This is a genomic window from uncultured Nocardioides sp., from assembly GCF_947488025.1.
Lineage (GTDB): Bacteria > Actinomycetota > Actinomycetes > Propionibacteriales > Nocardioidaceae > Nocardioides.
Genome location: NZ_CANKYS010000009.1, coordinates 198,817 through 218,753 on the forward strand (window position 1 = coordinate 198,817; position 19,937 = coordinate 218,753).

Sequence of the window (19,937 nt, forward strand, 5' to 3'; positions counted from 1 at the left end):
CGTACTGCGGGCGGTGCGCCACGCAGGTTTCCGGGCTGCGGAACGTGTCTCACGCACCGCGGGGGTCGGGGCGTACGGCTGGCGGTGCGCCACGCAGGTTTCCGGGCTGCGGAACGTGCGTCACACACCGCTCGAGCGGTGGCCCACCCACGTTCGAACGGCTGGGAACGTCGGTGGACCACCGCCCGTCGGTGTGTCGTACGTCGACGCGCCGGGCGGCGGTGGCCCACCCACACTCGGCCCGCGCGGAATGTCGGTGGACCACCGCTCGAGCCCGGGACGGGAGGGGGACGGCGAGGGTCAGTGGCTGATGGTCATCGCGAGCCCGACGAGGTGCTCGAGGCGGGCGAGCTCGGAGTCGAGGAACTCCGGACCGCCGCGGCGACCTAGCAGGACGAGGTCGTCACCGAACGGGGCGGCGCACTCGACGTAGACCTCGTCGCCGGGAAGGCGGGTGGGTGCGGGGATGCGTCCGATGTCGTACGCCGACGGCGCGGCGTCGGTCGCGTGGACGACGGTGGCGGCGACGCCGTCGGTGCCGGGGGTGACGCGGGCGGCCCAGTCGACGCGGAAGGCGATCGGCAGCAGGTCCACGAGGCGGTCGCGGGCGGAGGCGGGGTCCTCGGTGAGCGCCTCGACGACCTCGAGGTCGAGGAACAGGTTGCCTCCGGCGGCGTAGCGGCTGATCCACAGCACGCTGACCCCGTCGAGCACGCTGCACGCGGAGATGATCGAGTCGGGCATGGTGCCGTGGGTGATCTCGAGGAGCACGTCGTCGACGGCGAACCCGTCGCGCTTCTCCACGATCTCGATCGCGTCGATGTCGCCGCCGGCCTCACCGATCGCGCTCGCGACGCGACCCAGCGACCCGGGCACGTCCGGGAGCTCGACTCGCATCAGGTAGGGCATGAAAGGAGGCTATCGGTGATCTGTGTCGGCGGCGTTTCAGGCGCGCGACGGCGGGACGGCGGGGGACGCGGGTCGGTCGGCGGCGGCGAGGCGGAGGCCGAGCCCGCTCGCGCGCTGGGCGCGGCGACCGATGGCCGCGCGGATCGCGGCCTCGGACCCGACGACGCGCACCCGCGACCGGGCCCGGGTGACGGCGGTGTAGAAGAGCTCGCGCGACAGCAGCCGGGAGTCCTCGTCGGGGAGCAGGACCGTGACCACGTCGGCCTGCGAGCCCTGCGACTTGTGGATCGTCATCGCGTGCATGGTCTCGACGTCGCCCAGCCGGGACGGCGCGAGGTCGCGCGGACCGTCGCTGGCGGCGATGACGGCGCGCGGACCGGCCGGCGTCAGCACGACCACCCCGCTGTCGCCGTTGTAGACGCCGAGCTGGTGGTCGTTGGCGGTGACCAGCAGCGGACGGCCGACGTAGGCCCGCTCGAAGAGCGGGTCACCGGTCTCGGCGGTGAGCCAGTGCTCGATGCGACGGTTCCAGTGGCGTACGCCGAAGGGGCCGTCGCGGTGCGCGCAGAGCAGGCGGTGCCGGTCGAGCGCGGCGAGCGCCCCGGTGACGTCGCCGCGTTCGGCGGCGTCGCGGACGGCGAGCGCCGCCTCGAGCGCGGTCGTGCGGATGCGCGAGGCCGGGTCGGCGTCGTCGACCCACTCGACCGCCTCGTGCCGGGCGGCGAGGACGGCGAGGGCGCCGTCGGCGTCGCCGGTGCGCAGCGCCTCGGCGAGCTCGCCGATCTCCGGTCCGAAGCGGTGGGTGGACTCGAGCGCCGCGACCGGTGAGTCGGCGCGCCCGTCGAAGCCGCGGACCACGTCGCTGAGCACCGCGCCGGCCTCGACCGACGACAGCTGGTGCGGGTCGCCGACGAGCACCAGCCGGGCGTCGGGGCGTACGGCCTCCAACAGGCGCGCCATCTGGGTGAGCGACACCATCGACGACTCGTCGACGACGACCACGTCGTGGGGCAGGCGGTTGCCGCGGTGGTGGCGGAACCGGGTGGAGTTCCCCGGGTCGGGGCGGAGCAGCCGGTGGAGCGTGGAGGCGGTGACGCCGGCGAGGCGGACGCGGTCGGCCTCCTCGAAGGCCTCGGCCTCCTGGTGCACCGCCTGCTGCAGGCGGGCGGCGGCCTTGCCGGTCGGCGCGGCGAGCGCGATGCGCAGGCCGCCCGGGTGCTGGTCGAGGAGCCCGACCAGCAGGGACGCGACAGCCGTGGTCTTGCCGGTGCCCGGACCACCGGTGAGCACGGTCGTCCACTGGCCCGCCGCGGCGAGGCAGGCCGCGACCTGCTCGTCGTAGGACGGACGGTCCCGGCCGGCGGCGACGGCCGCCGCCTGCATGGCCGCGACCACGCGGTCGAGGGAGGCCCGCATGAGGTCGGGGTCGTGGTCGGGGGAGGTGGCGGCGCGTGCGAGCAGGTCGTCGACGACCTGGGTCTCCTGCTCGTGGTAGCGGTCGAGGTAGAGCAGGTCGTGGTCCCAGCGGACCAGTCCGGCCGCCACCAGGGGGCTCGCAGCGACGGCCTGCGCCCACTCGTCCGGCGAGGGCCAGGGGAGGTCGGGCGGGTCGGCCACCGTCGCCAGGTCGACGCACACCGACCCGCCGCGCACGGCGCGCACGGCGAGCGCCACCGCCAGCAGCACCCGTTCGTCGCCCTCACGCCCGAGCCGGCCGAGGGCCGCGGCGACGTGGACGTCGGCGCTGGTCAGCACGCCGGCGGTGTTGAAGGCGCCGAGCAGCCCGGTCGCGCCGAGCGCGAGCCGGGCGTCGGTGGCGTCGACGGGCTCGAAGAGGTCACTCATCGCGCGACTCCGTCCAGCAGGTCGGACAGTGCCGTCACGAGCGGGACCGGCGGCTGCCACGAGAACACGCCGCAGGGCTTGCCGTCGACGAACGGCGTGGCCGGACCGCACATGCCGCGGAGGTAGAGGTAGAGCACGCCGCCGAGGTGCAGGTGCGGGTCGTAGTCGGGCAGCCGCCAGCGCAGGTAGCGGTGGAGCACGACGGTGTAGAGGAGCGCCTGGAGCGGGTAGTCGGAGTGCCCCATCGCCTCGTCGAGGACGTCGGGACGGTAGTCCCAGGCCGTCGCGGGCGCTGCCCGGTCGCCGAGCCAGTTGGTCTTGTAGTCGATGGTGAGGTAGCGGGTGCGGCCGCCGACCGACACCCGCACCACGACGTCGATCGAGCCGGTGAGGTAGCCCAGGAGGCGCTGGCCGGCCAGGTCCGGGTCGCCCTCGAGGGTCCCGGCGAAGGCCAGCAGCGGGTCACCGTCGGGCAGGTGCCGGCGCAGCAGCGGGGCGAGGTCGCCGAGCACGACCGAGGCCGCGTCGCGCGCCGACGTCAGGTCGCCGCCGGCCAGCGGCACCTCGAAGTCGAGCTCGCGCAACCGGTCGGGGAGGCGGATGTCGCGCAGCGTGAGCCCGCCGGCCAGCGGACCCAGCGGGGAGTCGCAGACCGCGACGAGCGCGTCGGCCAGCTCGTCGGCGTCCACCTCGACCGCCCACCACGCGCGGTGCTCCTCGACCTGGGCCAGGAGCTCGGCCCGCAGGTCGGTCGCGGCGGGGTCGGCGTGCTCGAGGACCTCGTGGACGAGGGAGCCGAACTCGGCGCCCACCGGCAGGTCGGCCATGGGGGAGGGCACCGCCGTCAGCTCGAGGTCGGGCTCGGGTGCGGTCGCGTCGTCGAGCTCCTCGAGGTCGGCGTCGTCGAGGTCGGGTGCGTCGTCGGGCTCGGACAGCACCCGGTCGGGCGCGCCGGCATGGGGTGCGCCGGCGGCGGAGAGGGCGGAGTAGGAGGTGCGGCGCCAGTCGGTGTCGACGTCGCGGTCGAAGGTGCGCACCGCCAGGGGCGGCAGGTCGCGCTGGATGGGTGTCGTGTCGACCGGGACGAGGGCGGCGACCTCGGGCTGTGGGCCGCCGGCCGTCCTCCAGCGTCCGAGGATCTCGACGAGCTCGTCGTCGCCGACGACCGGCTGCTCGTCGTGCACGCGGGCGTGCCCCGGCGCGCGCCCGAACAGCATGCGGTGCAGGGGTGCGGACGCGGTGTTGTTGGCGGTGGGGCAGTACCACGCGACGACCTGGGACTGAGCCCGGGTGAGCGCGACGTAGAGGAGCCGGAGCGACTCCCCGGCGTCCTCGTGCCGGCTCGCGGCGACGGCGGTGTCGCGCCAGCGGCTGGGTCCGCCGACGTCGCGGCAGCGCTCGCCGTCGGCGTCGTGGAAGAGCGGCACGTCCTCGTCGCGCACCCACCGGTCCCACAGGGTCGGGAGGTAGACGACGGGGTATTCCATGCCCTTGCTGCCGTGGATCGTCACGAGCTGGACGGCGGCCGCGTCGGAGTCGAGCCGGCGGGTGCGCTCGGAGGCGACCTCGATCTTGTCGTCGGCCACCTGCGTGCGCAGCCAGCCCAGCACCCCGACCACGCCGAAGCGCTCGCTGACGGTCACCTTGTGCAGCGCCTCGCCGACGTGGCGCAGGTCGGTCAGCGTGCGCTCGCCACCCACGCGCCCCAGCACGCGGGCGATGAGACCCTCGAGCACCGCGCTCTCCAGCACCGCCGCGACGCCGCGGGTGGCGAACACGTCGGCGAGGCGGCGTACGCGCTCGCTGAGCTCGTCAGTCGGGTCGGGCTCGGCCTGGAGGTCGTCGGCGCTGCGCCCGAAGAAGTCGGTCAAAGCGGCCGCGCGCACGCGGTCGGCGCGATGGGGCTGCTCGAGCGCCTCGAGCAGCGTCAGCCACTGCGTCGCCGCCGCGGTCTTGAAGACGGACCCGCCGGCGTTGAGCACGGCGGGCACGCCGACCGCGGCGAGGGCGTCCTGCGCGGCGAGCAGGTCGGCCCGGCGGGCCGCGAGGACCGCGACGTCCTTGGGCTCGATCGGTCGGGCGTCGGCGCCGGCGCCGACCGTGGCGCCGCTGGTCAGCAGGCGCTTGACGTCGGCGGCGAGGTCGGTGACGACGTGCTCGCGCCAGTCGCCGATGCGCGGGCGGCGACGTCCGAGCTCCTCGTGGCGCACCACCCGGAGACGGAACGGCGGGCCGGCGCCCTCGAGCCGTGGGGCGCCGTGGTGGGCACTCACCGGGTGGACCGAGATGCGCTCGTCACCGAGGGCGGCACCCTCGACGAGGACGTGGAGGGCATCGAGCAGCGGCTGGTCGGCACGCCAGTTGACGCCGAGCGTCTGCCGGGTCGTGGCCTGCTCGGCGGCGTCGAGGTAGGTGACGATGTCGCCACCGCGGAAGGCGTAGATGGCCTGCTTGGGGTCGCCGATGAGCACGAGCGTGGCGACGCCGTGGAAGGCGCGCGCGAAGACCTGCCACTGCACGGGGTCGGTGTCCTGGAACTCGTCGATCAGCGCGACCTTCCACCGCTGGCGCATGCGGGTGCGGGCCGGCGCGTCGTCGTCGGCGAGCGCGTCGGCGAGCTGGCCGAGGAGGTCGTCGTAGGACAGCACGCCCAGGCGGCGCTTGCGCCGGTCGATCTCGTCGAGCACGTCGCACGCGAAGCGCACCCGGCCCGCGGCCAGGCCCTCGGGGTCCTCGGCGAGTGCCTCCTGGGGAGCCACCCGCGCGCGGGGGTCCCCGACGACGGCGCGGGCGATGCCGAGTGCCTCCTCGCGGCTCCATGCCGCCTGCTGCTCGCGGGCGAAGAGGTGGAGGTAGCGGTCGTCGGTGACCTCGGTGGTGAGCTGTTCGAGGTCCTCGACCAGGACGGCGCCGGTGTCGGTGTCGCCGGCGACGCCCAGGCTGCGCAGCACCAGCTGGCAGAACTGGTGGATGGTCGCGATGGTCGCGGCGTCGAACGACGTCAGCGCGTCGGTCAGCCGACCGAGCCGGACGGCCCGCTCGGCCTCGTCGGCGTCGAGCAGCCAGTCGTGCAGCCGGTTGGCGGGGTCGGCGGTGGCGGGGTCGGCCAGCACGGCCGCAGCGTCGTCGAGCTGGCGGCGTACGCGGTCGCGCAGCTCCTGGCTGGCGGCGCGGGTGAAGGTGACGACGAGCATCTCCTCGAGGGTGGCGACGCCCTCGACGAGGTAGCGGGTCACCAGCGCGGCGATCGTCCACGTCTTGCCGGTGCCGGCGCTGGCCTCGAGCAGCGTCGTGCCGGTCGGCAGCGGACCGCAGATGTCGAAGGTCTGCATCTCGTCCACGTCAGATCCCCCGGACCAGCTCGTGGGCGAGCAACGGCGACCAGACGCGGAGCGCGTAGTGGGCCAGGCGGTGGGGCGCCGGTCCCTCCTCGTCGGCCAGCAGCGGCGCGGCGAGCAGGTCGTAGGGAGCCTGCTCGCCCCAGGCGCGCACGTGCCACTGGTCGCCGTCCTCCTTGGGGAAGCCGGTCTCGTTGAACCGCGGCGTCACCCACTCCGCACGTGCCTTGGCGTCGGGGTCGGCCGGGCTCCCCCCGCCGGACCGCTCGATGATCGCGAACTCCTCGGCGAAGGCCAGGCTGGTCCGCACCGGCAACGGCAGCGGCTCGCGCTGGCCGCGCTCCATCACGGCGACGAGGTCGCGCAGGTGTGTGCGCGCCTCGTGGTCCGGCAGTGGCGACACGAGCGCCCGGCGGCCCGACCTGCCCCAGCGACCGATCGTGTGGGCGGTCCAGTTCTCGTCGGGGTGGCCGGCGGCGAGGGCGAGGGCGTCGAGCCACGCGGACAGCCGGTGCTTGGCGCCGAGGCTGGAGTAGCTCACGGAGACCAGGTTGTTGCCGAAGACGCTGCCGACGGTGCCGGTCAGCCGGCGGTCGCCGAGGTCGACGTCGACGTCGATCGTGCGCGCGGGCCCGGTGCGCAGCGGGACGGCTGCCTCCACGAGCGGGCGCACCCGCTGGACGATCTCGGTGAGCATGGCTGACCCGAGCTCCTCGGGCGGAAGCAGGCCGCGCAGCTGCTCGGCCAGCATCGCCGCCTGGGGGTCGCCCCCGCTGAGCACGTCGCGCACCAGCCGGTCGCCGACGTCCCACTTCTCCAGGCCGTCGAGGGTGATCGGGATGGCGTCCTTGGTCTCGTCGACGTCGTAGGGGGTGGTGATCCGCAGCTGCTGGCGCAGGAAGCTGCGCACGGGATGGGCGAGGAAGTCGTGGAGGTCGGCGAGCGCCACCTCCCGCACCGGCTCGGGCGGCGGCAGCGGACCGGGCACGAGTGCCCGCGGGGCCGGCATCGGCGCCCGCGCCGCCAGGGCGCCGGCGAGCGCCGTGCGGTCGAAGGAGAAGGGCCGGTCCGCGGACCCCACCAGCGCCCCGGCGGTCAGGTTGGCCTCGTCGAAGGGCTGGAGCGGGTGGTGCACGAGCACGTCGTCGCGCACGGGCGTGCTGCTGGTGCGGTCGAGCGCGTCGAGGAGCTCCCCGAGCGGCACGGCCGGCGGCTTGTCGTCGTTGGTGTGCTCACCCCGGCCGGCGTAGGTCACCACGAGCGTCTCGGTGGCGGCTCCGATCGCGTCGAGCAGCAGCTGGCGGTCCTCCGAGCGGATGTCGCGCTCGCCGGTCATCGGTCGCCGGGCCAGGACGTCGTCGCCGTCGACGGCCTCGATCCTCGGGAAGACGCCGTCGTCGAGCCCGACCAGGCACACGACGCGGTGCGGGACCGAGCGCATCGGCACCATCGTGCAGACGGTGAGGGTGCCGGTGCGGAAGTTGCTGCGCGTGGGGCGTCCGCGCAGGCGGTGGCGGAGCAGGGCGCGTACGTCGGCGTGGCGCAGGCGGGTCTCGTGGTCGCCGACGCCGGCCGAGATGCGGGCCAGCTCGCGGTCGAACTGCGCGACGCGCCACGCGTCGTCGGACCCGCTCAGGGTCAGGCCGTGCACCGCCCGGCCGAGGGCGACGGTCCAGTCGGCGACCGACGTCGCCGACGCGGCGGCGCTCACGAAGGCGTGCAGGCGGTCGACCATCTCGACGAAGCTGCCGACGAGCTCGAGGTGGCCGTCGCCGACGTCGTCGAGCGGCAGCGTGCCGCTGACGAACCGGTGCCCCTCCCCGGACATCGCCGCACCGAGGAGCACCCGCTGCAGCCCGGCGAGCCAGGTGTTGGCGTCGAGGTCGAGGCCGAAGGCGGAGCGGTGGTCGCGGTCGTAGCCCCAGCGGATGGCCGCCTGGTCGACCCACCGCGCCATCCGCTCGAGGTGGTCGTCGGTGAAGCCGAACCGGGCCCGCACCGGCTCGGTCGCGGCGAGGTCGAGGACGGAGGTGGCCGTCATCCGGCCGGCTGCCAGCTCGACGAGGTCGGCGGCGACGCCGAGGAGCGGGTTGGTCGCGCCGGGCGAGCGGTCGGCGAGGCGGACGCGGAGCCGGTGGGCCGGGTGGCCGACGTCCTCGCGCGCGACGTCGGCCAGCCCGAACCCGGCCGAGATGAGCGGGGCGTAGGTCTCGATGTCGGGGCACATCACGAGGATGTCGCGCGGCTCGAGCGTCGGGTCGTCCTCGAGCAGCCCGACCAGCACCTCGCGCAGGACGTCGACCTGTCGGGCGGTGCCGTGGCAGGCATGCACCTGCACCGAGAGGTCGGTGGGCCGGCGGACCCGGGCCGCGAGGGCGTCACCGTCGGGCGCCTGGTTGGCCCGCAGGTCCGACTGCAGCCAGCCGAGCAGGGTCGCCGAGCCGGCGCGGCCCGCCGCGTGCTGCTCGGCCTCGACGGGGCCGAGGGTGCGGCGCAGCTCGCGGGAGTCGCGCCCCAGGGAGGCCAGGAGCGGGTGGCCGACCAGGTCGGCGGACCGGTCGTCGGCACGCGCCACCGGCCCGGCAGCGGCCGTCGGCGCCAGCGACTCCCACAGGGCGGGGGAGGGCTGCGGGAGCCACAGGTGGACGTCGCGGCGCTCGCCCAGGGCGCGCAGGAGCTCGACCTCGGTCACCGGCAGACGGGTGTGGCCGAACAGGGAGAGGCGACCGGGCAGGTCGAGCCCGTCGGCGCCGTCGCGCAGCTGCTCGAGCGTCGTGGCGTGCCGGACGTCAGGTGCAGGTGCCTCGACCCGGGCGGCGAGCCTGCGCCACAGCTCGGCCTGCCACCGCAGGTCGGGGTCGAGGGGGCCGCCGGCGCCGTCGGTGTCGTCGCCTGCCCGCCAGTCGCGGACGAGCTGGGGGCGCTGGACGGCGTAGGAGGAGAACAGCCCGGCGAGGCGCCGGGCGACGGCGTAGCGACGGACGCTGCGCTGGTCGCCGGGGTGCCGGTCGGTCAGGTGCTTGGTCAGGTCGTCGAACCCCGGCGCCCCCATCACCGAGTCGATGATCTCGAGGAGCGGCCACGCCAGCCGGTCGGGGCTCCACGGGTCGTCGGCGTCGCGGTCGAGCAGCATCGACACCAGCGAGTGGGGGGTCACGAAGTCGACGCCGGCGCACACGCCGTCGCGCCCGCGGGCGCCCACGCCGAGGCGGTGCGAGAGCCGCTGGGTGAGCCAGCGCTCGACGCCGCGCGCGGGCACGACGACGACCTCACGCGCGAAGGGGTCGGGGAGCGGGGTGACCAGCAGGTCCGCCAGGCCGTCGGCGAGCGCGTCGGTGCGCTCGGAGGTGTGCAGGTGCAGGGTCACGGCGCCACCCTATGAGCGGCGACCGACACCCGGGCGGGCGACGCGGTCAGGCTGTGGACGAAGGCGTCAGCGCGCGAGGAAGTAGACGACCACGAGGATCGTGAGGGCGAGCAGCAGCCCGATCGGCACCGCCGTGACCATCCACGGCCGACCGCTCTGCTTCGAGGGGTCGATCCGGTCGGGGTCGTGGCCGTGGGTCATGGTCGCTTCGTACCCAGCGCGGTGGCGCCCATGCGTCACACTCGAAGGGTGCGCAACCGGGCCCTGGTCGTGGTGGCACTGCTGGGCGCCGTCGCGCTGGCGGGCTGCGAGGGGGAGCCGCCCCCGCCGGAGCCGGTGGAGATGAGGTGGGTGGAGCACCCGCTGCCGCCGCACCCGGGCGCCGCCGGTCGTACGGTCCTGCGCGACGCCGTGGAGTGCGGCGAGGGGTGGTGGGTCGCCGGGGCGGTGTTCCTCGACCGGCCGACCGAGACCCGCGACACCCGGCCCGCGCTGTGGTTCTCGACCGACCGCGAGCGGTGGGAGCCCGTGCCGGTCGACGCCCGCACCTACTGGGGGCGCCGGGCGATCCTCAACTCGATCGCCTGCTCGCGCGACCGGATCGCGGTCGTCGGGGCCCGCTCCGGTGGCGCACACGGCAACCCCCGGGTCACGACCTTCTGGATGGACGGCGAGACGCTGGTCGACGTACGCGCGGTGTTCACGCAGTACGGCGGCGTCAGCGCGACCAACGTCGGCCCGGTCGCGGGCGGCCCGACGGGCTGGCTGATCACCGGCAACCGCACCTCCGGCCCGGGCGTCTGGTTCACCGACGACCCCCGCGAGTTCGTGCGCGTCGAGGCCGAGCCCGGGTTGACCGACGACGGCGACCTGGAGTCGCTCGCGCAGGGCGCGGGCTGGGCGGGGGAGGAGTGGGTCGTGGTCGGGGCGGGCGCGAGGACGGGACGCCACCTCGACCCGGACCCGCTCGCGTGGACCTCGCCCGACGGCCTCACCTGGGCGCCGGAGGAGATGCCAGCGGCCGACGGCGCGCAGGACGTTCAGCGCGTGACGATGCTCGACGACGGCCGGCTGCTGGCGGTCGGACGCAGCGACGACGCGTACGCCGCCTGGGTGCGCGACGACGACGGCTGGCAGGACGCCGTGGAGTTCGGCCGGATCGCGGACTCCTGGCGCGGGGCGCCGTACGTCGCCTCGCTGGCCGTCACGTCCGCCGGGGTCCTGGCCACCGTAAGCACCGGCGACCACTACGAGCTGTGGCACACCGGGGACGGCCAGGCGTGGCAGCAGGTCGAGGTGCCCCTCGAACCACGCACCGCCGGCGACCACACGATGTCGGTGGCCGCCGGCGGCGGGGTGCTGGTCGTCGCCGACGCGGGCGACGGCGGGCACGTGTGGGCAGGAGAGCCCGTCAGCCCTTGAAGGCGTCCTTGACCTTCTCGCCGGCCTGCTTGAGGTTGGCGCCCGCCTGGTCGCCCTTGCCCTCGGCCTCGAGCTTCTCGTCGTCGGTCGCCTTGCCGGTGGCCTCCTTCGCCTTGCCCTTGAGCTCGTCGGACTTGTTGTCGAACTTGTCGTCCAGACCCATGTCGTTCCTCCTGTGGTGAGCGGTGGTGCGAGGTCGGTGCGGACCGGGTGGTCCCTCGTTCCAACCTGCCACGGGGGTGGTCGGGGAACGACACCCGTGCGGGTGGACCGGAGCGGGGATGCGCGCCGGCCCACCCGGGTCGTCGGCCGTGACCTGGAAGGGGGTCAGGTCGACGGCAGTGACGCGGGGTGGGTGCCCTCCGAGCCGCCGAGCTGCGGGGTCGCCGGGCGCGGGGCGGGGGGCCGGGTGTGCTCGATCTCGTCGGCACGGAGCATGTCCAGGCGCCAGATGACCGCGCAGCCGACGATCGCGACGAGGATGGCGGCGGTGCTGATGAGGATCATGGCGGTCATGGGAGTCTCCTGGGGTGGGGTGGATGAGGACAAAACCTCTACACACCTGTATAAGTTATGCGAGCATGTCTGGCAAGGACGGACAGCGATCTTTTTGAGGAGGGCACGTGGCGGACCGGGTCTCGGACGGGTTCAGCATCGGGGTGCTCGCGGCACGCGCGGGCGTCACGCCGGGGGTGCTGCGCACCTGGGAGAACAGGTTCGGCTTTCCTCGCGGAGAGCGTTCCGCCTCGGGTCACCGGCGCTTCACCGATGCCGACGTCGCCCTCGTGCGTCAGGTGCTGGAGGTGCGCGACTCGGGCCTGCCGCTGCAGGTCGCGATCGACTCCGTGGTGCGCGCCCGGGAGGCCGGGGAGGAGCGGTCGGTCTTCGCGGCGGCCGCGGAGGCCGTCGCGGGCGTACGACTCCTCCGGCTGCACCGTCGTCCGCTGATCGCCGCGTCGCACGCGGTCGAGGACGAGTGCCTGGCCCGCGGTGACCGGTCCGTCGTGCTCGGCGCCTTCCAGCTGGGCCACCGCTACGAGTCCTCGCGCCGTCGCTGGGAGGAGCTGGGTCGCACCGCTGCGTGGGCCGCGGTGGTCGCCGACTTCGACGGTGAGGCCGACCTCGACGCCTCCCCCGCGCGCTGCCAGCTGCCCGGCGACTCGCCGTTGCGCCGGGAGTGGGCGGTGGTCTGCCTCAGCGAGACCTACGCCGCGCTCGTCGCCGCGTGGGAGGTGCCCGTCGCGAAGGGCCCGCCGATCTACGAGGCCGTCATCAGCACCCACCGGGGGGCGGCGACGGCGGCGGGCCGGGTGCTCGCCGGGGTCGTGCGCGAGGCCGGTGGCGACGTACCCGATGCGGCCGCGCGCCTCCTCGACGCGACCGCGCCGATGCCGGCGACGTCGGCGGTCGACGCCGACCGCACCTGGCTACGGGCGCTCGCCGAGCTCGACCCGCGCTGAGGGGGGTCGTGCCCAGGCGTCAGTGATTGCGGAGCGCGTCGATCAGCTCGTCCTTCGTCATCGACGAGCGCCCCTCGATGTCGAGCTCCGCGGCTCGCTCGCGCAGCTCGTCGACGGTGCGGTCCTCATAGCTCTCCGCGTGCCCGCCCCGGTCGCCCACCGTCGAGCGGCCCTGGGCGGCGGACGCATTGGCGATGCGAGCCGCCTTCTCCTTGCTGGCGCCGTCGTCGCGCAGGGCCTCGTAGACCTCTGCGTCCTTGACGGACGGTCCCGGATCCTTCTTCTTCTCGGCCATGGATCCCACGGTGCCACCACGCCAGGGGGCCCTGCTCACCCGTCAGGGGGTGGGCGCGGGTCGCGCCGTGAGTAGCGTCGCGAGGATGGGCGACCAGGCGCGCGACGAGACCCCGCAGGAGCGGGCGGACCGCAACTGGAACGAGCTCCTCCAGGAGCTCCGGGTGAGCCAGACCGGCGTCCAGCTGCTGGCCGGGTTCCTCGCGACGCTGCCCTTCCAGTCCCGCTTCGAGCTGCTCGACGCGTTCCAGCGGGCCTGGTACGTCGGCCTGCTGGCGCTGGCCTTCGGCACCGTAGGCGTGACTCTCGCGCCGGTCGCCATCCACCGCCACGTCTTCCAGTCCGACGCCAAGCCCGAGCTGGTGCAGGCGGGTCACCGCCTCACGAGCATCGCGTTGGTGATGATCGCGGTACTGCTGGGCGGGATCTTCTTCCTCGTCGTGGACGTGGTCTACGACCGGCGGGCGGCCGCAGCGGCGGCCGTGGGCTCGGTGGTGGTGCTCGCAGGCCTCCTGCTCGTGCTGCCGAAGCGGGTCGCGAGCGCCCGCTGAGGAGGTGGCGCGCAGGGTTGTGCGGCGAGCCTAGGTTGGCGACATGGCCAAGAAGACGACACGTTCCTCCCGCACCTCCCCGGTCACGAGCGACGCCGACGCGCCGCTGACGGTCCCGGGGCTCGACACCACGACGGGTCACGCCGTCGCCGACGCCCTGCAGATGCGGGTGCACGCCCTCAACGACCTCCAGCTGACGCTCAAGCACGCGCACTGGAACGTCGTGGGCCCGCACTTCATCGGCGTGCACGAGATGCTCGACCCCCAGATCGACGGCGTCCGCGACATGGTCGACGTCCTCGCCGAGCGGATGTCGACCCTCGGGGTGCCGCCCAACGGGCTCCCCGGCGCCCTGGTCGCCGCCCGCACGTGGGACGACTACGACCTCACGCGCGCCGACACGACCGCCCACCTCGCGGCCCTCGAGGTCGTCTACAGCGGCGTCATCGAGGACCATCGCGCCGCGATCGAGGCCGTGGGCGACGACCCCGTCACCGAGGACATCCTCATCGGGCAGACCGCCGACCTCGAGCAGTACCAGTGGTTCGTCCGCGCCCACCTCCAGGGCACGAGCGGCGCGCTGGCCACCGACGGCGCGCCCGACGAGGTCGGTGCGGCCCGACGGGCGTCGAAGAAGCGCTGATTCTCCGACCCCTTTCCTCATGCTCTAAGGTTCAAACCTAAGGACATGAGGAAAGGGGTCGTCGTGCCGCGTGCCGGACTGACCAGTGCCCGCGTCGCCGAGGCGGCGGCCACGCTCGCCGACGAGGTGGGGCTCGACCGCGTCACCCTCGCCGCGCTCGCCGCCCGCTTCGGGGTGGCGACGCCCAGCCTCTACACCCACGTCCGCAGCGCCGACGACGTACGCACGCGGGTCGCACTGCTGGCCTTGGCCGAGACCGCCGACCTCGTGGCCGACGCGCTCGCCGGGGTCAGCGGCCGCGCCGCGCTCGCATCCGTCGGCGGCGTGTGGCGCTCGTACGCCCGCCAGCACCCGGGGCGGTACTCCGCCACCCGCCTGCCGCTCGACGCGTCGGCCGCGGCGACCAGTGCCGGACCGCGCCACGCCGAGCTCGCCCGCGCGGCCGTGCGTGCCTACGGCCTGTCCGAGGCCGACGAGGTGCATGCCGTGCGCCTGCTCGGTGCGACCTTCCACGGCTACGCCGCGCTCGACGCCGCCGGCGCCTTCAGCCACGGCGGGCCCTCCGTGCCCACGTCCGACGACACGTGGGAGCGCGTGCTCGACGGGCTCGACACGCTGCTCCGCTCCTGGGAGACCCGATGACCACCCTGAGCCCGACGACCCTCGACGCCCTCGCCCCGCTGGTGAGGGGCGCGCTCGAGCTCGAGCGCACCGGCCGCGGGCTGCTGCCCCACCGCCTCCCCGCGTGGGCGCGTGCGCAGTCCGAGGACCCGCAGCTCCACCTCGTCGAGGCCCAGCCCGCCGGCGTACGCCTCGTCCTGCGCACGGTCGCCACCCGCCTCGAGCTCGACGTGCTGCCCACCAAGCGGCGCTACGTCGGCGCGCCGGCCCGGCCCGACGGCTGGTACGACGTCCTCGTCGGCGGCCAGCTCGTCGACCGGCAGCAGGCGCCCGGCGGCAACGTGCTCGACGTCGACATGATGACCGGCGCCAGCACCTTCACCCCCGGGGAGCCGACGACCCTCGTGATCCCGCTGCCCGAGGGCGAGGCGGTCGTCGAGGTCTGGCTGCCCCACGACGAGCAGACCGAGCTCATCGCGCTGCGCGCGGACGCCCCGGTGGCGCCGGTCGCCGACGACCGGCCGCGGTGGGTGCACCACGGCAGCTCGATCAGCCACGGGTCGGTCGCGGTCCACCCGACCGAGCCGTGGCCCGTCGTCGCCGCCGGGCTCGCGGGGCTCGACCTCGTCAACCTCGGCTTCGGCGGCAGCGCGCTCCTCGACCCGTTCGTCGCCCGCACGATCCGCGACACCCCGGCCGACGTGATCAGCCTCAAGATCGGCATCAACGTGGTCAACCAGGACCTGCTGCGCCGTCGCGCCCTCGGCCCCGCCCTCCACGGCTGGCTCGACACGATCCGCGACGGCCATCCGGAGACGCCGATCCGCCTGGTCTCGCCCGTCTTCTGCGGGATCCACGAGGCCGTGCCCGGTCCGACCGGCCCCGACATGGAGGCGCTCGCCGAGGGGCGCGTCGCCTTCGTCGCCACCGGTGACCCGGAGGCCGTGGCGCGCGGCGCGCTGACGCTCGAGGTGGTGCGCGAGGTGCTGGCCGAGGTGGTCGAGCGACGCGGCGACCCGCACCTGACGTACGTCGACGGGCTCGCGCTCTACGGCCCCGCGGACGCGGAGCGGCTGCCGCTCCCCGACAACCTGCACCCCGACTCCGCCACCCACCGGCTCATCGGCGAGCGGTTCGCGGCGCTGGGGGACTGGTAGCGGGACCGGGCGCCCAGCGCGTTCAGGCGTCGTTGGCGCAGCGGAAGCCGATGTTGGCCGAGGCGGACTCGGCGGTGTTCGAGGAGCGCGCCGCGACGCGGTAGCGGTTGCAGTAGCTGTCGTGGCACAGGTAGGACCCGCCGCGCATCACGCGCGGGACCAGCGCGTCGGGGACGTCGTCCGGCTCCGCGGCGAGCGGGTCGACGACCGCGTCCGCACCGGCCCGGTCGGCGTACTCACTGGGCCGGAACGCGTCCTGGCACCACTCCCAGACGTTGCCGACGGTGTTGTGCAGGCCGTAGCCGTTGGGCTGGAACGCGGTGACGGGCGCCGTGGTGAGGTGGCCGTCCTCGAGGGTGTTGTGGCGGGGGAAGTCGCCCTGCCAGATGTTGCAGCGCCAGCGGCCGCCGTGGGTGAGCTCGACACCCCACGGGTAGCGCGCGCGGTCGAGGCCGCCGCGCGCGGCGTGCTCCCACTCGGCCTCGGTGGGCAGGCGCTTGCCGGCCCACCGGGCGTAGGCCTGCGCGTCCCGCCACGAGACGTGGACGACGGGGTGGTTCTGCAGGTCCCCGATGCCCGACCGAGGTCCGGCCGGGTGGCGCCAGTCGGCGCCGCGCACGGCCAGCCACCAGGGCACGGCGGCCACCCGCTGCAGCACGTCGGCGGGGGCCGCCTGCACGGCGAGGTGGAACACCGCGGACACGCCGTCGCGCTCCGCCTCGGTCACGTGGCCGGTCGCCTTCACGAAGGCGGCGAACTGCGCGTTGGTCACGGCCTTCGCGTCGATGAGGTACGACGACAGGCGCACCGCGTGCACGGGACGCTCCCCGTCGGCGGGGTCCCCGTCGCCGTGGCTGTCGCCCATCCAGAACGTCCCGGCCGGGATCCGGACCTGGCCGCGGGTGCTCCGCTCGGAGGGCGGAACGGCCGGAACGGGCGCGGCCGTCGGCCCCTCCCCGGGCCGGCTCGCGGTCGGGGCACAGCAGGAGCCGCCGGCCTCGCCCGGGTCGTCCGCCGACGACGTCATGGCGCCACCGCGCCGGCGATCGCCCGCTCCAGCTTGTCGACGCCGTCGTGGAGCTCGGTCTCGGAGATGGTGAGCGGCGGAGCCATCCGGATCACCCCGCCGAGCCCGGGCAGCTGGACGATGTTGATGTGCAGGCCCAGGTCGAGGGCGGCCGCGGTGACGGCACGGCCCAGGGCGTCGGCGGGCGTGCGGCTCTCCTTGTCGGTGACGAGCTCGACGCCCTGCAGCAGGCCGCGGCCGCGGACGTCGCCGACCACGTCGTAGCGCTCGTGCAGGTCGAGCAGCCGGTCGCCGAGCTCCTTGCCGAGCACCTTCGCGCGGTGCGCGAGCCCCTCGCGCTCGACCACGCCGAGCACCGTGAGCGCGACGGCCGCGGCGAGCGGGTCGGAGGAGTGGGTGGTGAAGAAGAGGTGCCCGCGCTCGTGGCAGCGCTCCTCGATCTCCGCGGACGTCACCACCACCGCCACCGGCAGTCCGGCTCCGAGGGTCTTGGACAGGGTGATGATGTCGGGCACCACGCCGTCGCGCTCGACGGCGTACATCGTGCCGGTGCGGCCGAGCCCCGTCTGGGCCTCGTCGACGACCAGCAGCATCCCGCGCTCGCGGCACTTCTCCTGCAGGCGCACGAGGTAGCCCTCGGGCAGCTCGAGGATCCCCCCGGACGACAGGATCGGCTCGACCAGGCACGCGGCGAGGCTGCCGGAGGACTGCCGGTCGAGGGTGGCGAAGCCCCACTCGAGCTCGGTCTCCCAGTCGTGGCTGCCGTCCGGACGCCGGAAGGGAGAGCGGTAGGCGTCGGGCGCGGGCAGCGTCAGGTTGCCGACCGGGGGCGGGCCGTAGCCCTGACGGCCGGCGGAGAAGGTCGCCCCCGCTGCGCCCGTCGTCATGCCGTGCCAGGACCGGTCGAGGGCGACGACCTCGTAGCGCCCGGTGGACAGCTTGGCCATCTTGATCGCCGCCTCGTTGGCCTCGCCGCCGGTGCTCAGCAGCTGCATCCGGGTCAGCGGCTCGGGCAGGCTCGTCGCCAGGCGGCGGGCCAGCTCGACCACCGGCCGGCTGAGCATGCCGGAGTAGAGGTGGTCGAGCGTCGAGATCGACTCGGTGACCGTGCGCACCACCTCGGGGTGCGAGTGGCCGAGCACGGCGCTCATCTGGCCCGACGTGAAGTCGAGGATCGCGCGGTCCTGCTCGTCGTAGACGTAGCACCCGGCCGCCCGGGCGATGATCCGCGGTGTGAACCCGCCGCCGTACCTGATCAGGTGCTGCTCGGCATCGGTCCAGAAGGTGTCCTCTCCCATGCTGCCTCCCGCTCGTCGGTGCGTGGGCCACAGCCTCGCAGGGGACACGGGCGAGCACGAGACCCTAGAGTCGGCGCATGGCTCGCTACGGCGCCCAGTTCGGGCCCGACATCACGTTCCTCGGCGTCCCGCAGTGCGACCTGGACGACGAGACGACGTACGCCGATGCGGACGTCGTGGTCGTCGGCGCACCGTTCGACGGGGGTACGTCGCACCGCCCGGGCACGCGCTTCGGGCCGCAAGCCATCCGGATGACGGACTACCTGCCCCACGACGGCTCCCGGCCCTCGCTGGCGCTGCGCACCGACGCGCTGCAGGACCTGCGGGTCGTCGACGCCGGCGACGTCGAGCTGCCGCCCGGTGACATCGAGACCACCCTCGGCCGGCTCGAGGCGGCGGTGGAGAAGGTGGCGCGGGCCGGCGCGATCCCGGTCGTGCTGGGCGGCGACCACTCCATCGCCTACCCCGACGCCAAGGGTGTGGCCAACGTGCTCGGCCACGGCCGGGTGTCGATGATCCACTTCGACGCGCACGCCGACACCGGCGACATCGAGTTCGGGTCGCTGTGGGGGCACGGCCAGCCGATGCGCCGGCTCATCGAGTCGGGTGCGCTGCGCGGCGACCGCTTCCTGCAGGTCGGGCTCCGCGGCTACTGGCCCGGGCCCGAGACCCTCGACTGGATGGCCGCGGAGAACATGCGGTCCTACGAGATGACCGAGATCGTCCACCGGGGGCTCCCGGAGTGCCTCACCGAGGCCTTCACCATCGCGACCGACGAGTGCGAAGGCGTCTTCCTCTCCGTCGACATCGACGTCTGCGACCCCGGCCACGCGCCGGGCACCGGGACGCCGGAGCCCGGCGGCCTGTCCGCACGCGAGCTGCTCGACTCCGTACGTCGCATCTGCCTCGAGCTGCCCGTCGTCGGGATCGACGTGGTGGAGGTCAGCCCGCCCTACGACCACGCCGACATCACCGCGGCGCTCGCCAACCGCGTGGTCCTCGAGGCGCTGTCCGCGATCGCGCGCAAGCGCCGCGACGAGCGCGACGGCACGAGCTGGGACCCGGCCCGGCCGCTCCTCGACCGCTGACCACGCCGGGACGTCCGGCAGCACGGCCCGGGTCCTTCGGACCTGCCGCCCGGGCGTCCGGACGCGCACGCTGGAGGTTCCGACGAGTCCCGGAGGTCCGCGATGCTCCCCCAGCAGTACGTCCAGCACGACTGGTCGCCCACTGTCTTCGCACTGGTGTTCCTGACGATGGCGATCCTCTTCGTCGTGGGCATGGGCATGTTCCTCGTGGCGGCGAACCGCGAGCAGCGCGGCACCACCGCTCGCCATGCCCGGAGCGCGGCGAAGCACGGCCCCGTCCCGCACTGACCCGCCCCTGCGACAGGCGGTCCGCCAAGGGTTGTCCTGTCAACCAATTGGCTAGCCTGTGGGCATGGAGACGCAGTGGCTCGATCCCACCGAGCGTGAGGCCTGGCTGCGTCTGATCGCCGTCGCCGAGCTGCTCCCCGGCGTCCTCGACCACCAGCTGCGCAGCGGGTCCGGGCTCACCCACTTCGAGTACCTCGTGCTCGCGATGCTCTCGGAGTCCCGCGAGCGCACCCTGCGCATGACGGGCCTGGCCCAGCGCACCAATGCCACTCTGCCGCGCCTGTCCCACGTCGTACGACGCCTCGAGGACCGCGGGCTCGTCGAGCGGTTCCCCTGCCCGGAGGACGGCCGCGCCACCAACGCCCGGCTGACCGGGGCCGGGTGGGACCAGGTGGTGGCCGCGGCCCCGGGGCACGTCGACACCGTGCGGCGCCACGTGCTCGACCCGCTCAGCCGCGAACAGCTCGCCCAGCTCAAGGAGATCGGCGATGCGCTCCTCGCCCGCCTCGACCCCGACGGCCGGATGACCGCCCTGTACGACCCCGACCGGGCCTAGGAGACTGCTGAACAAGGCGTCATCTGGGCGAGCGTGGCAGCGTGGGCTGGGGGCGGAATGATGCCAGGGGCGT

General features: G+C 74.4%; 19 protein-coding genes. 9 read left to right on the forward strand and 10 right to left on the reverse strand.

Going from position 1 to position 19,937, the window contains the following annotated elements; translation table 11 throughout:
• Nucleotides 1-300: 300 nt before the first annotated feature.
• The 5 genes from Q1B24_RS15795 to Q1B24_RS15815 all read right to left on the reverse strand — a co-directional run bounded on the left by Q1B24_RS15795 (nucleotide 301) and on the right by Q1B24_RS15815 (nucleotide 9,660).
• Nucleotides 301-909 (reverse strand): ACT domain-containing protein, encoded by a 609-nt coding sequence (locus Q1B24_RS15795; protein WP_299930766.1) that lies wholly within the window; start codon nucleotides 907-909, stop codon nucleotides 301-303.
• Between the two features lie 36 nt (nucleotides 910-945).
• On the reverse strand, nucleotides 946-2,754 hold the full coding sequence (gene recD / locus Q1B24_RS15800; RefSeq protein WP_299930769.1) for an exodeoxyribonuclease V subunit alpha: 1,809 nt from the start codon (nucleotides 2,752-2,754) through the stop codon (nucleotides 946-948).
• Entirely contained in the window at nucleotides 2,751-6,086 is a 3,336-nt protein-coding gene (locus Q1B24_RS15805; protein ID WP_299930849.1) for a UvrD-helicase domain-containing protein, read from the reverse strand. Before Q1B24_RS15805 ends, recD begins: the two co-directional genes overlap by 4 nt.
• A 10-nt stretch (nucleotides 6,087-6,096) precedes the next feature.
• Complete coding sequence (gene recC, locus Q1B24_RS15810; protein WP_299930772.1) at nucleotides 6,097-9,459, reverse strand: exodeoxyribonuclease V subunit gamma; 3,363 nt, start codon at nucleotides 9,457-9,459, stop codon at nucleotides 6,097-6,099.
• Nucleotides 9,460-9,525: 66 nt separating this feature from the next.
• The gene (locus Q1B24_RS15815; RefSeq protein ID WP_299930775.1) at nucleotides 9,526-9,660 is read right to left on the reverse strand and encodes a hypothetical protein; all 135 of its coding nucleotides are present in this window, start codon (nucleotides 9,658-9,660) and stop codon (nucleotides 9,526-9,528) included.
• Nucleotides 9,661-9,708: 48 nt separating this feature from the next.
• On the opposite strand from Q1B24_RS15815, the gene Q1B24_RS15820 reads away from it, so the two are divergent.
• Nucleotides 9,709-10,881 (forward strand): hypothetical protein, encoded by a 1,173-nt coding sequence (locus tag Q1B24_RS15820; RefSeq protein WP_299930778.1) that lies wholly within the window; start codon nucleotides 9,709-9,711, stop codon nucleotides 10,879-10,881.
• Here the strand turns inward: Q1B24_RS15820 and Q1B24_RS15825 are convergent.
• Nucleotides 10,871-11,044, reverse strand: a complete 174-nt coding sequence (locus tag Q1B24_RS15825; RefSeq protein WP_172257600.1) for a CsbD family protein — start codon at nucleotides 11,042-11,044, stop codon at nucleotides 10,871-10,873. The two genes, Q1B24_RS15820 and Q1B24_RS15825, sit on opposite strands and share 11 nt — an antisense overlap.
• A 164-nt stretch (nucleotides 11,045-11,208) precedes the next feature.
• Nucleotides 11,209-11,397, reverse strand: a complete 189-nt coding sequence (locus tag Q1B24_RS15830) for a hypothetical protein (protein WP_299930786.1) — start codon at nucleotides 11,395-11,397, stop codon at nucleotides 11,209-11,211.
• A gap of 107 nt (nucleotides 11,398-11,504) precedes the next feature.
• Here Q1B24_RS15830 and Q1B24_RS15835 point away from each other — a divergent pair, with 107 nt between their 5' ends.
• Nucleotides 11,505-12,341 carry a DICT sensory domain-containing protein gene (locus Q1B24_RS15835; protein WP_299930789.1) on the forward strand — a complete coding sequence of 279 codons (837 nt, stop codon included), beginning with the start codon at nucleotides 11,505-11,507 and terminating at the stop codon, nucleotides 12,339-12,341.
• Nucleotides 12,342-12,360: 19 nt separating this feature from the next.
• Here Q1B24_RS15835 and Q1B24_RS15840 read toward each other — a convergent pair whose 3' ends face one another.
• Nucleotides 12,361-12,636 (reverse strand): Rho termination factor N-terminal domain-containing protein, encoded by a 276-nt coding sequence (locus Q1B24_RS15840; RefSeq protein WP_299930792.1) that lies wholly within the window; start codon nucleotides 12,634-12,636, stop codon nucleotides 12,361-12,363.
• A gap of 85 nt (nucleotides 12,637-12,721) precedes the next feature.
• On the opposite strand from Q1B24_RS15840, the gene Q1B24_RS15845 reads away from it, so the two are divergent.
• The 4 genes from Q1B24_RS15845 to Q1B24_RS15860 are packed head-to-tail and all read left to right on the forward strand — an operon-like array spanning nucleotide 12,722 to nucleotide 15,607.
• Nucleotides 12,722-13,186 (forward strand): DUF6328 family protein, encoded by a 465-nt coding sequence (locus Q1B24_RS15845; protein WP_299930795.1) that lies wholly within the window; start codon nucleotides 12,722-12,724, stop codon nucleotides 13,184-13,186.
• A 43-nt stretch (nucleotides 13,187-13,229) separates the two neighbouring features.
• Nucleotides 13,230-13,829: a DNA starvation/stationary phase protection protein gene (locus Q1B24_RS15850; RefSeq protein WP_299930798.1), complete on the forward strand. Its 600-nt coding sequence runs from the start codon at nucleotides 13,230-13,232 to the stop codon at nucleotides 13,827-13,829.
• A 45-nt stretch (nucleotides 13,830-13,874) separates the two neighbouring features.
• Nucleotides 13,875-14,471: a TetR/AcrR family transcriptional regulator gene (locus Q1B24_RS15855; RefSeq protein ID WP_299930801.1), complete on the forward strand. Its 597-nt coding sequence runs from the start codon at nucleotides 13,875-13,877 to the stop codon at nucleotides 14,469-14,471.
• Complete coding sequence (locus Q1B24_RS15860; protein WP_299930804.1) at nucleotides 14,468-15,607, forward strand: SGNH/GDSL hydrolase family protein; 1,140 nt, start codon at nucleotides 14,468-14,470, stop codon at nucleotides 15,605-15,607. The genes Q1B24_RS15855 and Q1B24_RS15860 overlap by 4 nt, the downstream gene beginning before the upstream one ends.
• Nucleotides 15,608-15,629: 22 nt before the next feature.
• Here Q1B24_RS15860 and Q1B24_RS15865 read toward each other — a convergent pair whose 3' ends face one another.
• Together Q1B24_RS15865 and Q1B24_RS15870 are read right to left on the reverse strand one after the other, a co-directional pair.
• Complete coding sequence (locus Q1B24_RS15865; RefSeq protein ID WP_299930807.1) at nucleotides 15,630-16,634, reverse strand: formylglycine-generating enzyme family protein; 1,005 nt, start codon at nucleotides 16,632-16,634, stop codon at nucleotides 15,630-15,632.
• Nucleotides 16,631-17,932 carry an aspartate aminotransferase family protein gene (locus Q1B24_RS15870; RefSeq protein ID WP_299930810.1) on the reverse strand — a complete coding sequence of 434 codons (1,302 nt, stop codon included), beginning with the start codon at nucleotides 17,930-17,932 and terminating at the stop codon, nucleotides 16,631-16,633. Before Q1B24_RS15870 ends, Q1B24_RS15865 begins: the two co-directional genes overlap by 4 nt.
• A 77-nt stretch (nucleotides 17,933-18,009) precedes the next feature.
• Between Q1B24_RS15870 and speB the strand changes: the two genes are divergently transcribed.
• The 3 genes from speB to Q1B24_RS15885 all read left to right on the forward strand — a co-directional run bounded on the left by speB (nucleotide 18,010) and on the right by Q1B24_RS15885 (nucleotide 19,864).
• A complete protein-coding gene (gene speB / locus Q1B24_RS15875; protein WP_299930812.1) occupies nucleotides 18,010-19,020 on the forward strand; it encodes an agmatinase in 1,011 nt (336 codons plus the stop codon).
• 102 nt (nucleotides 19,021-19,122) lie between these two features.
• A complete protein-coding gene (locus Q1B24_RS15880) occupies nucleotides 19,123-19,308 on the forward strand; it encodes a hypothetical protein (RefSeq protein ID WP_299930814.1) in 186 nt (61 codons plus the stop codon).
• 64 nt (nucleotides 19,309-19,372) lie between these two features.
• Nucleotides 19,373-19,864 (forward strand): MarR family transcriptional regulator, encoded by a 492-nt coding sequence (locus Q1B24_RS15885; RefSeq protein ID WP_299930816.1) that lies wholly within the window; start codon nucleotides 19,373-19,375, stop codon nucleotides 19,862-19,864.
• The last annotated feature ends 73 nt before the right edge of the window (nucleotides 19,865-19,937 follow it).

What these genes read in the sequence shown, in the direction of transcription:
- Q1B24_RS15795 (WP_299930766.1), bottom strand. Translation starts at nt 909, where the DNA reads ATGCCCTACCTGATGCGAGTCGAGCTCCCGGACGTGCCCGGGTCGCTG.
- recD (WP_299930769.1), bottom strand. Translation starts at nt 2,754, where the DNA reads ATGAGTGACCTCTTCGAGCCCGTCGACGCCACCGACGCCCGGCTCGCG.
- Q1B24_RS15805 (WP_299930849.1), bottom strand. Translation starts at nt 6,086, where the DNA reads ATGCAGACCTTCGACATCTGCGGTCCGCTGCCGACCGGCACGACGCTG.
- Q1B24_RS15815 (WP_299930775.1), bottom strand. Translation starts at nt 9,660, where the DNA reads ATGACCCACGGCCACGACCCCGACCGGATCGACCCCTCGAAGCAGAGC.
- Q1B24_RS15825 (WP_172257600.1), bottom strand. Translation starts at nt 11,044, where the DNA reads ATGGGTCTGGACGACAAGTTCGACAACAAGTCCGACGAGCTCAAGGGC.
- Q1B24_RS15830 (WP_299930786.1), bottom strand. Translation starts at nt 11,397, where the DNA reads ATGACCGCCATGATCCTCATCAGCACCGCCGCCATCCTCGTCGCGATC.
- Q1B24_RS15840 (WP_299930792.1), bottom strand. Translation starts at nt 12,636, where the DNA reads ATGGCCGAGAAGAAGAAGGATCCGGGACCGTCCGTCAAGGACGCAGAG.
- Q1B24_RS15845 (WP_299930795.1), top strand. Translation starts at nt 12,722, where the DNA reads ATGGGCGACCAGGCGCGCGACGAGACCCCGCAGGAGCGGGCGGACCGC.
- Q1B24_RS15850 (WP_299930798.1), top strand. Translation starts at nt 13,230, where the DNA reads ATGGCCAAGAAGACGACACGTTCCTCCCGCACCTCCCCGGTCACGAGC.
- Q1B24_RS15855 (WP_299930801.1), top strand. Translation starts at nt 13,875, where the DNA reads ATGAGGAAAGGGGTCGTCGTGCCGCGTGCCGGACTGACCAGTGCCCGC.
- Q1B24_RS15860 (WP_299930804.1), top strand. Translation starts at nt 14,468, where the DNA reads ATGACCACCCTGAGCCCGACGACCCTCGACGCCCTCGCCCCGCTGGTG.
- Q1B24_RS15865 (WP_299930807.1), bottom strand. Translation starts at nt 16,634, where the DNA reads ATGACGTCGTCGGCGGACGACCCGGGCGAGGCCGGCGGCTCCTGCTGT.
- Q1B24_RS15870 (WP_299930810.1), bottom strand. Translation starts at nt 17,932, where the DNA reads ATGGGAGAGGACACCTTCTGGACCGATGCCGAGCAGCACCTGATCAGG.
- speB (WP_299930812.1), top strand. Translation starts at nt 18,010, where the DNA reads ATGGCTCGCTACGGCGCCCAGTTCGGGCCCGACATCACGTTCCTCGGC.
- Q1B24_RS15880 (WP_299930814.1), top strand. Translation starts at nt 19,123, where the DNA reads ATGCTCCCCCAGCAGTACGTCCAGCACGACTGGTCGCCCACTGTCTTC.
- Q1B24_RS15885 (WP_299930816.1), top strand. Translation starts at nt 19,373, where the DNA reads ATGGAGACGCAGTGGCTCGATCCCACCGAGCGTGAGGCCTGGCTGCGT.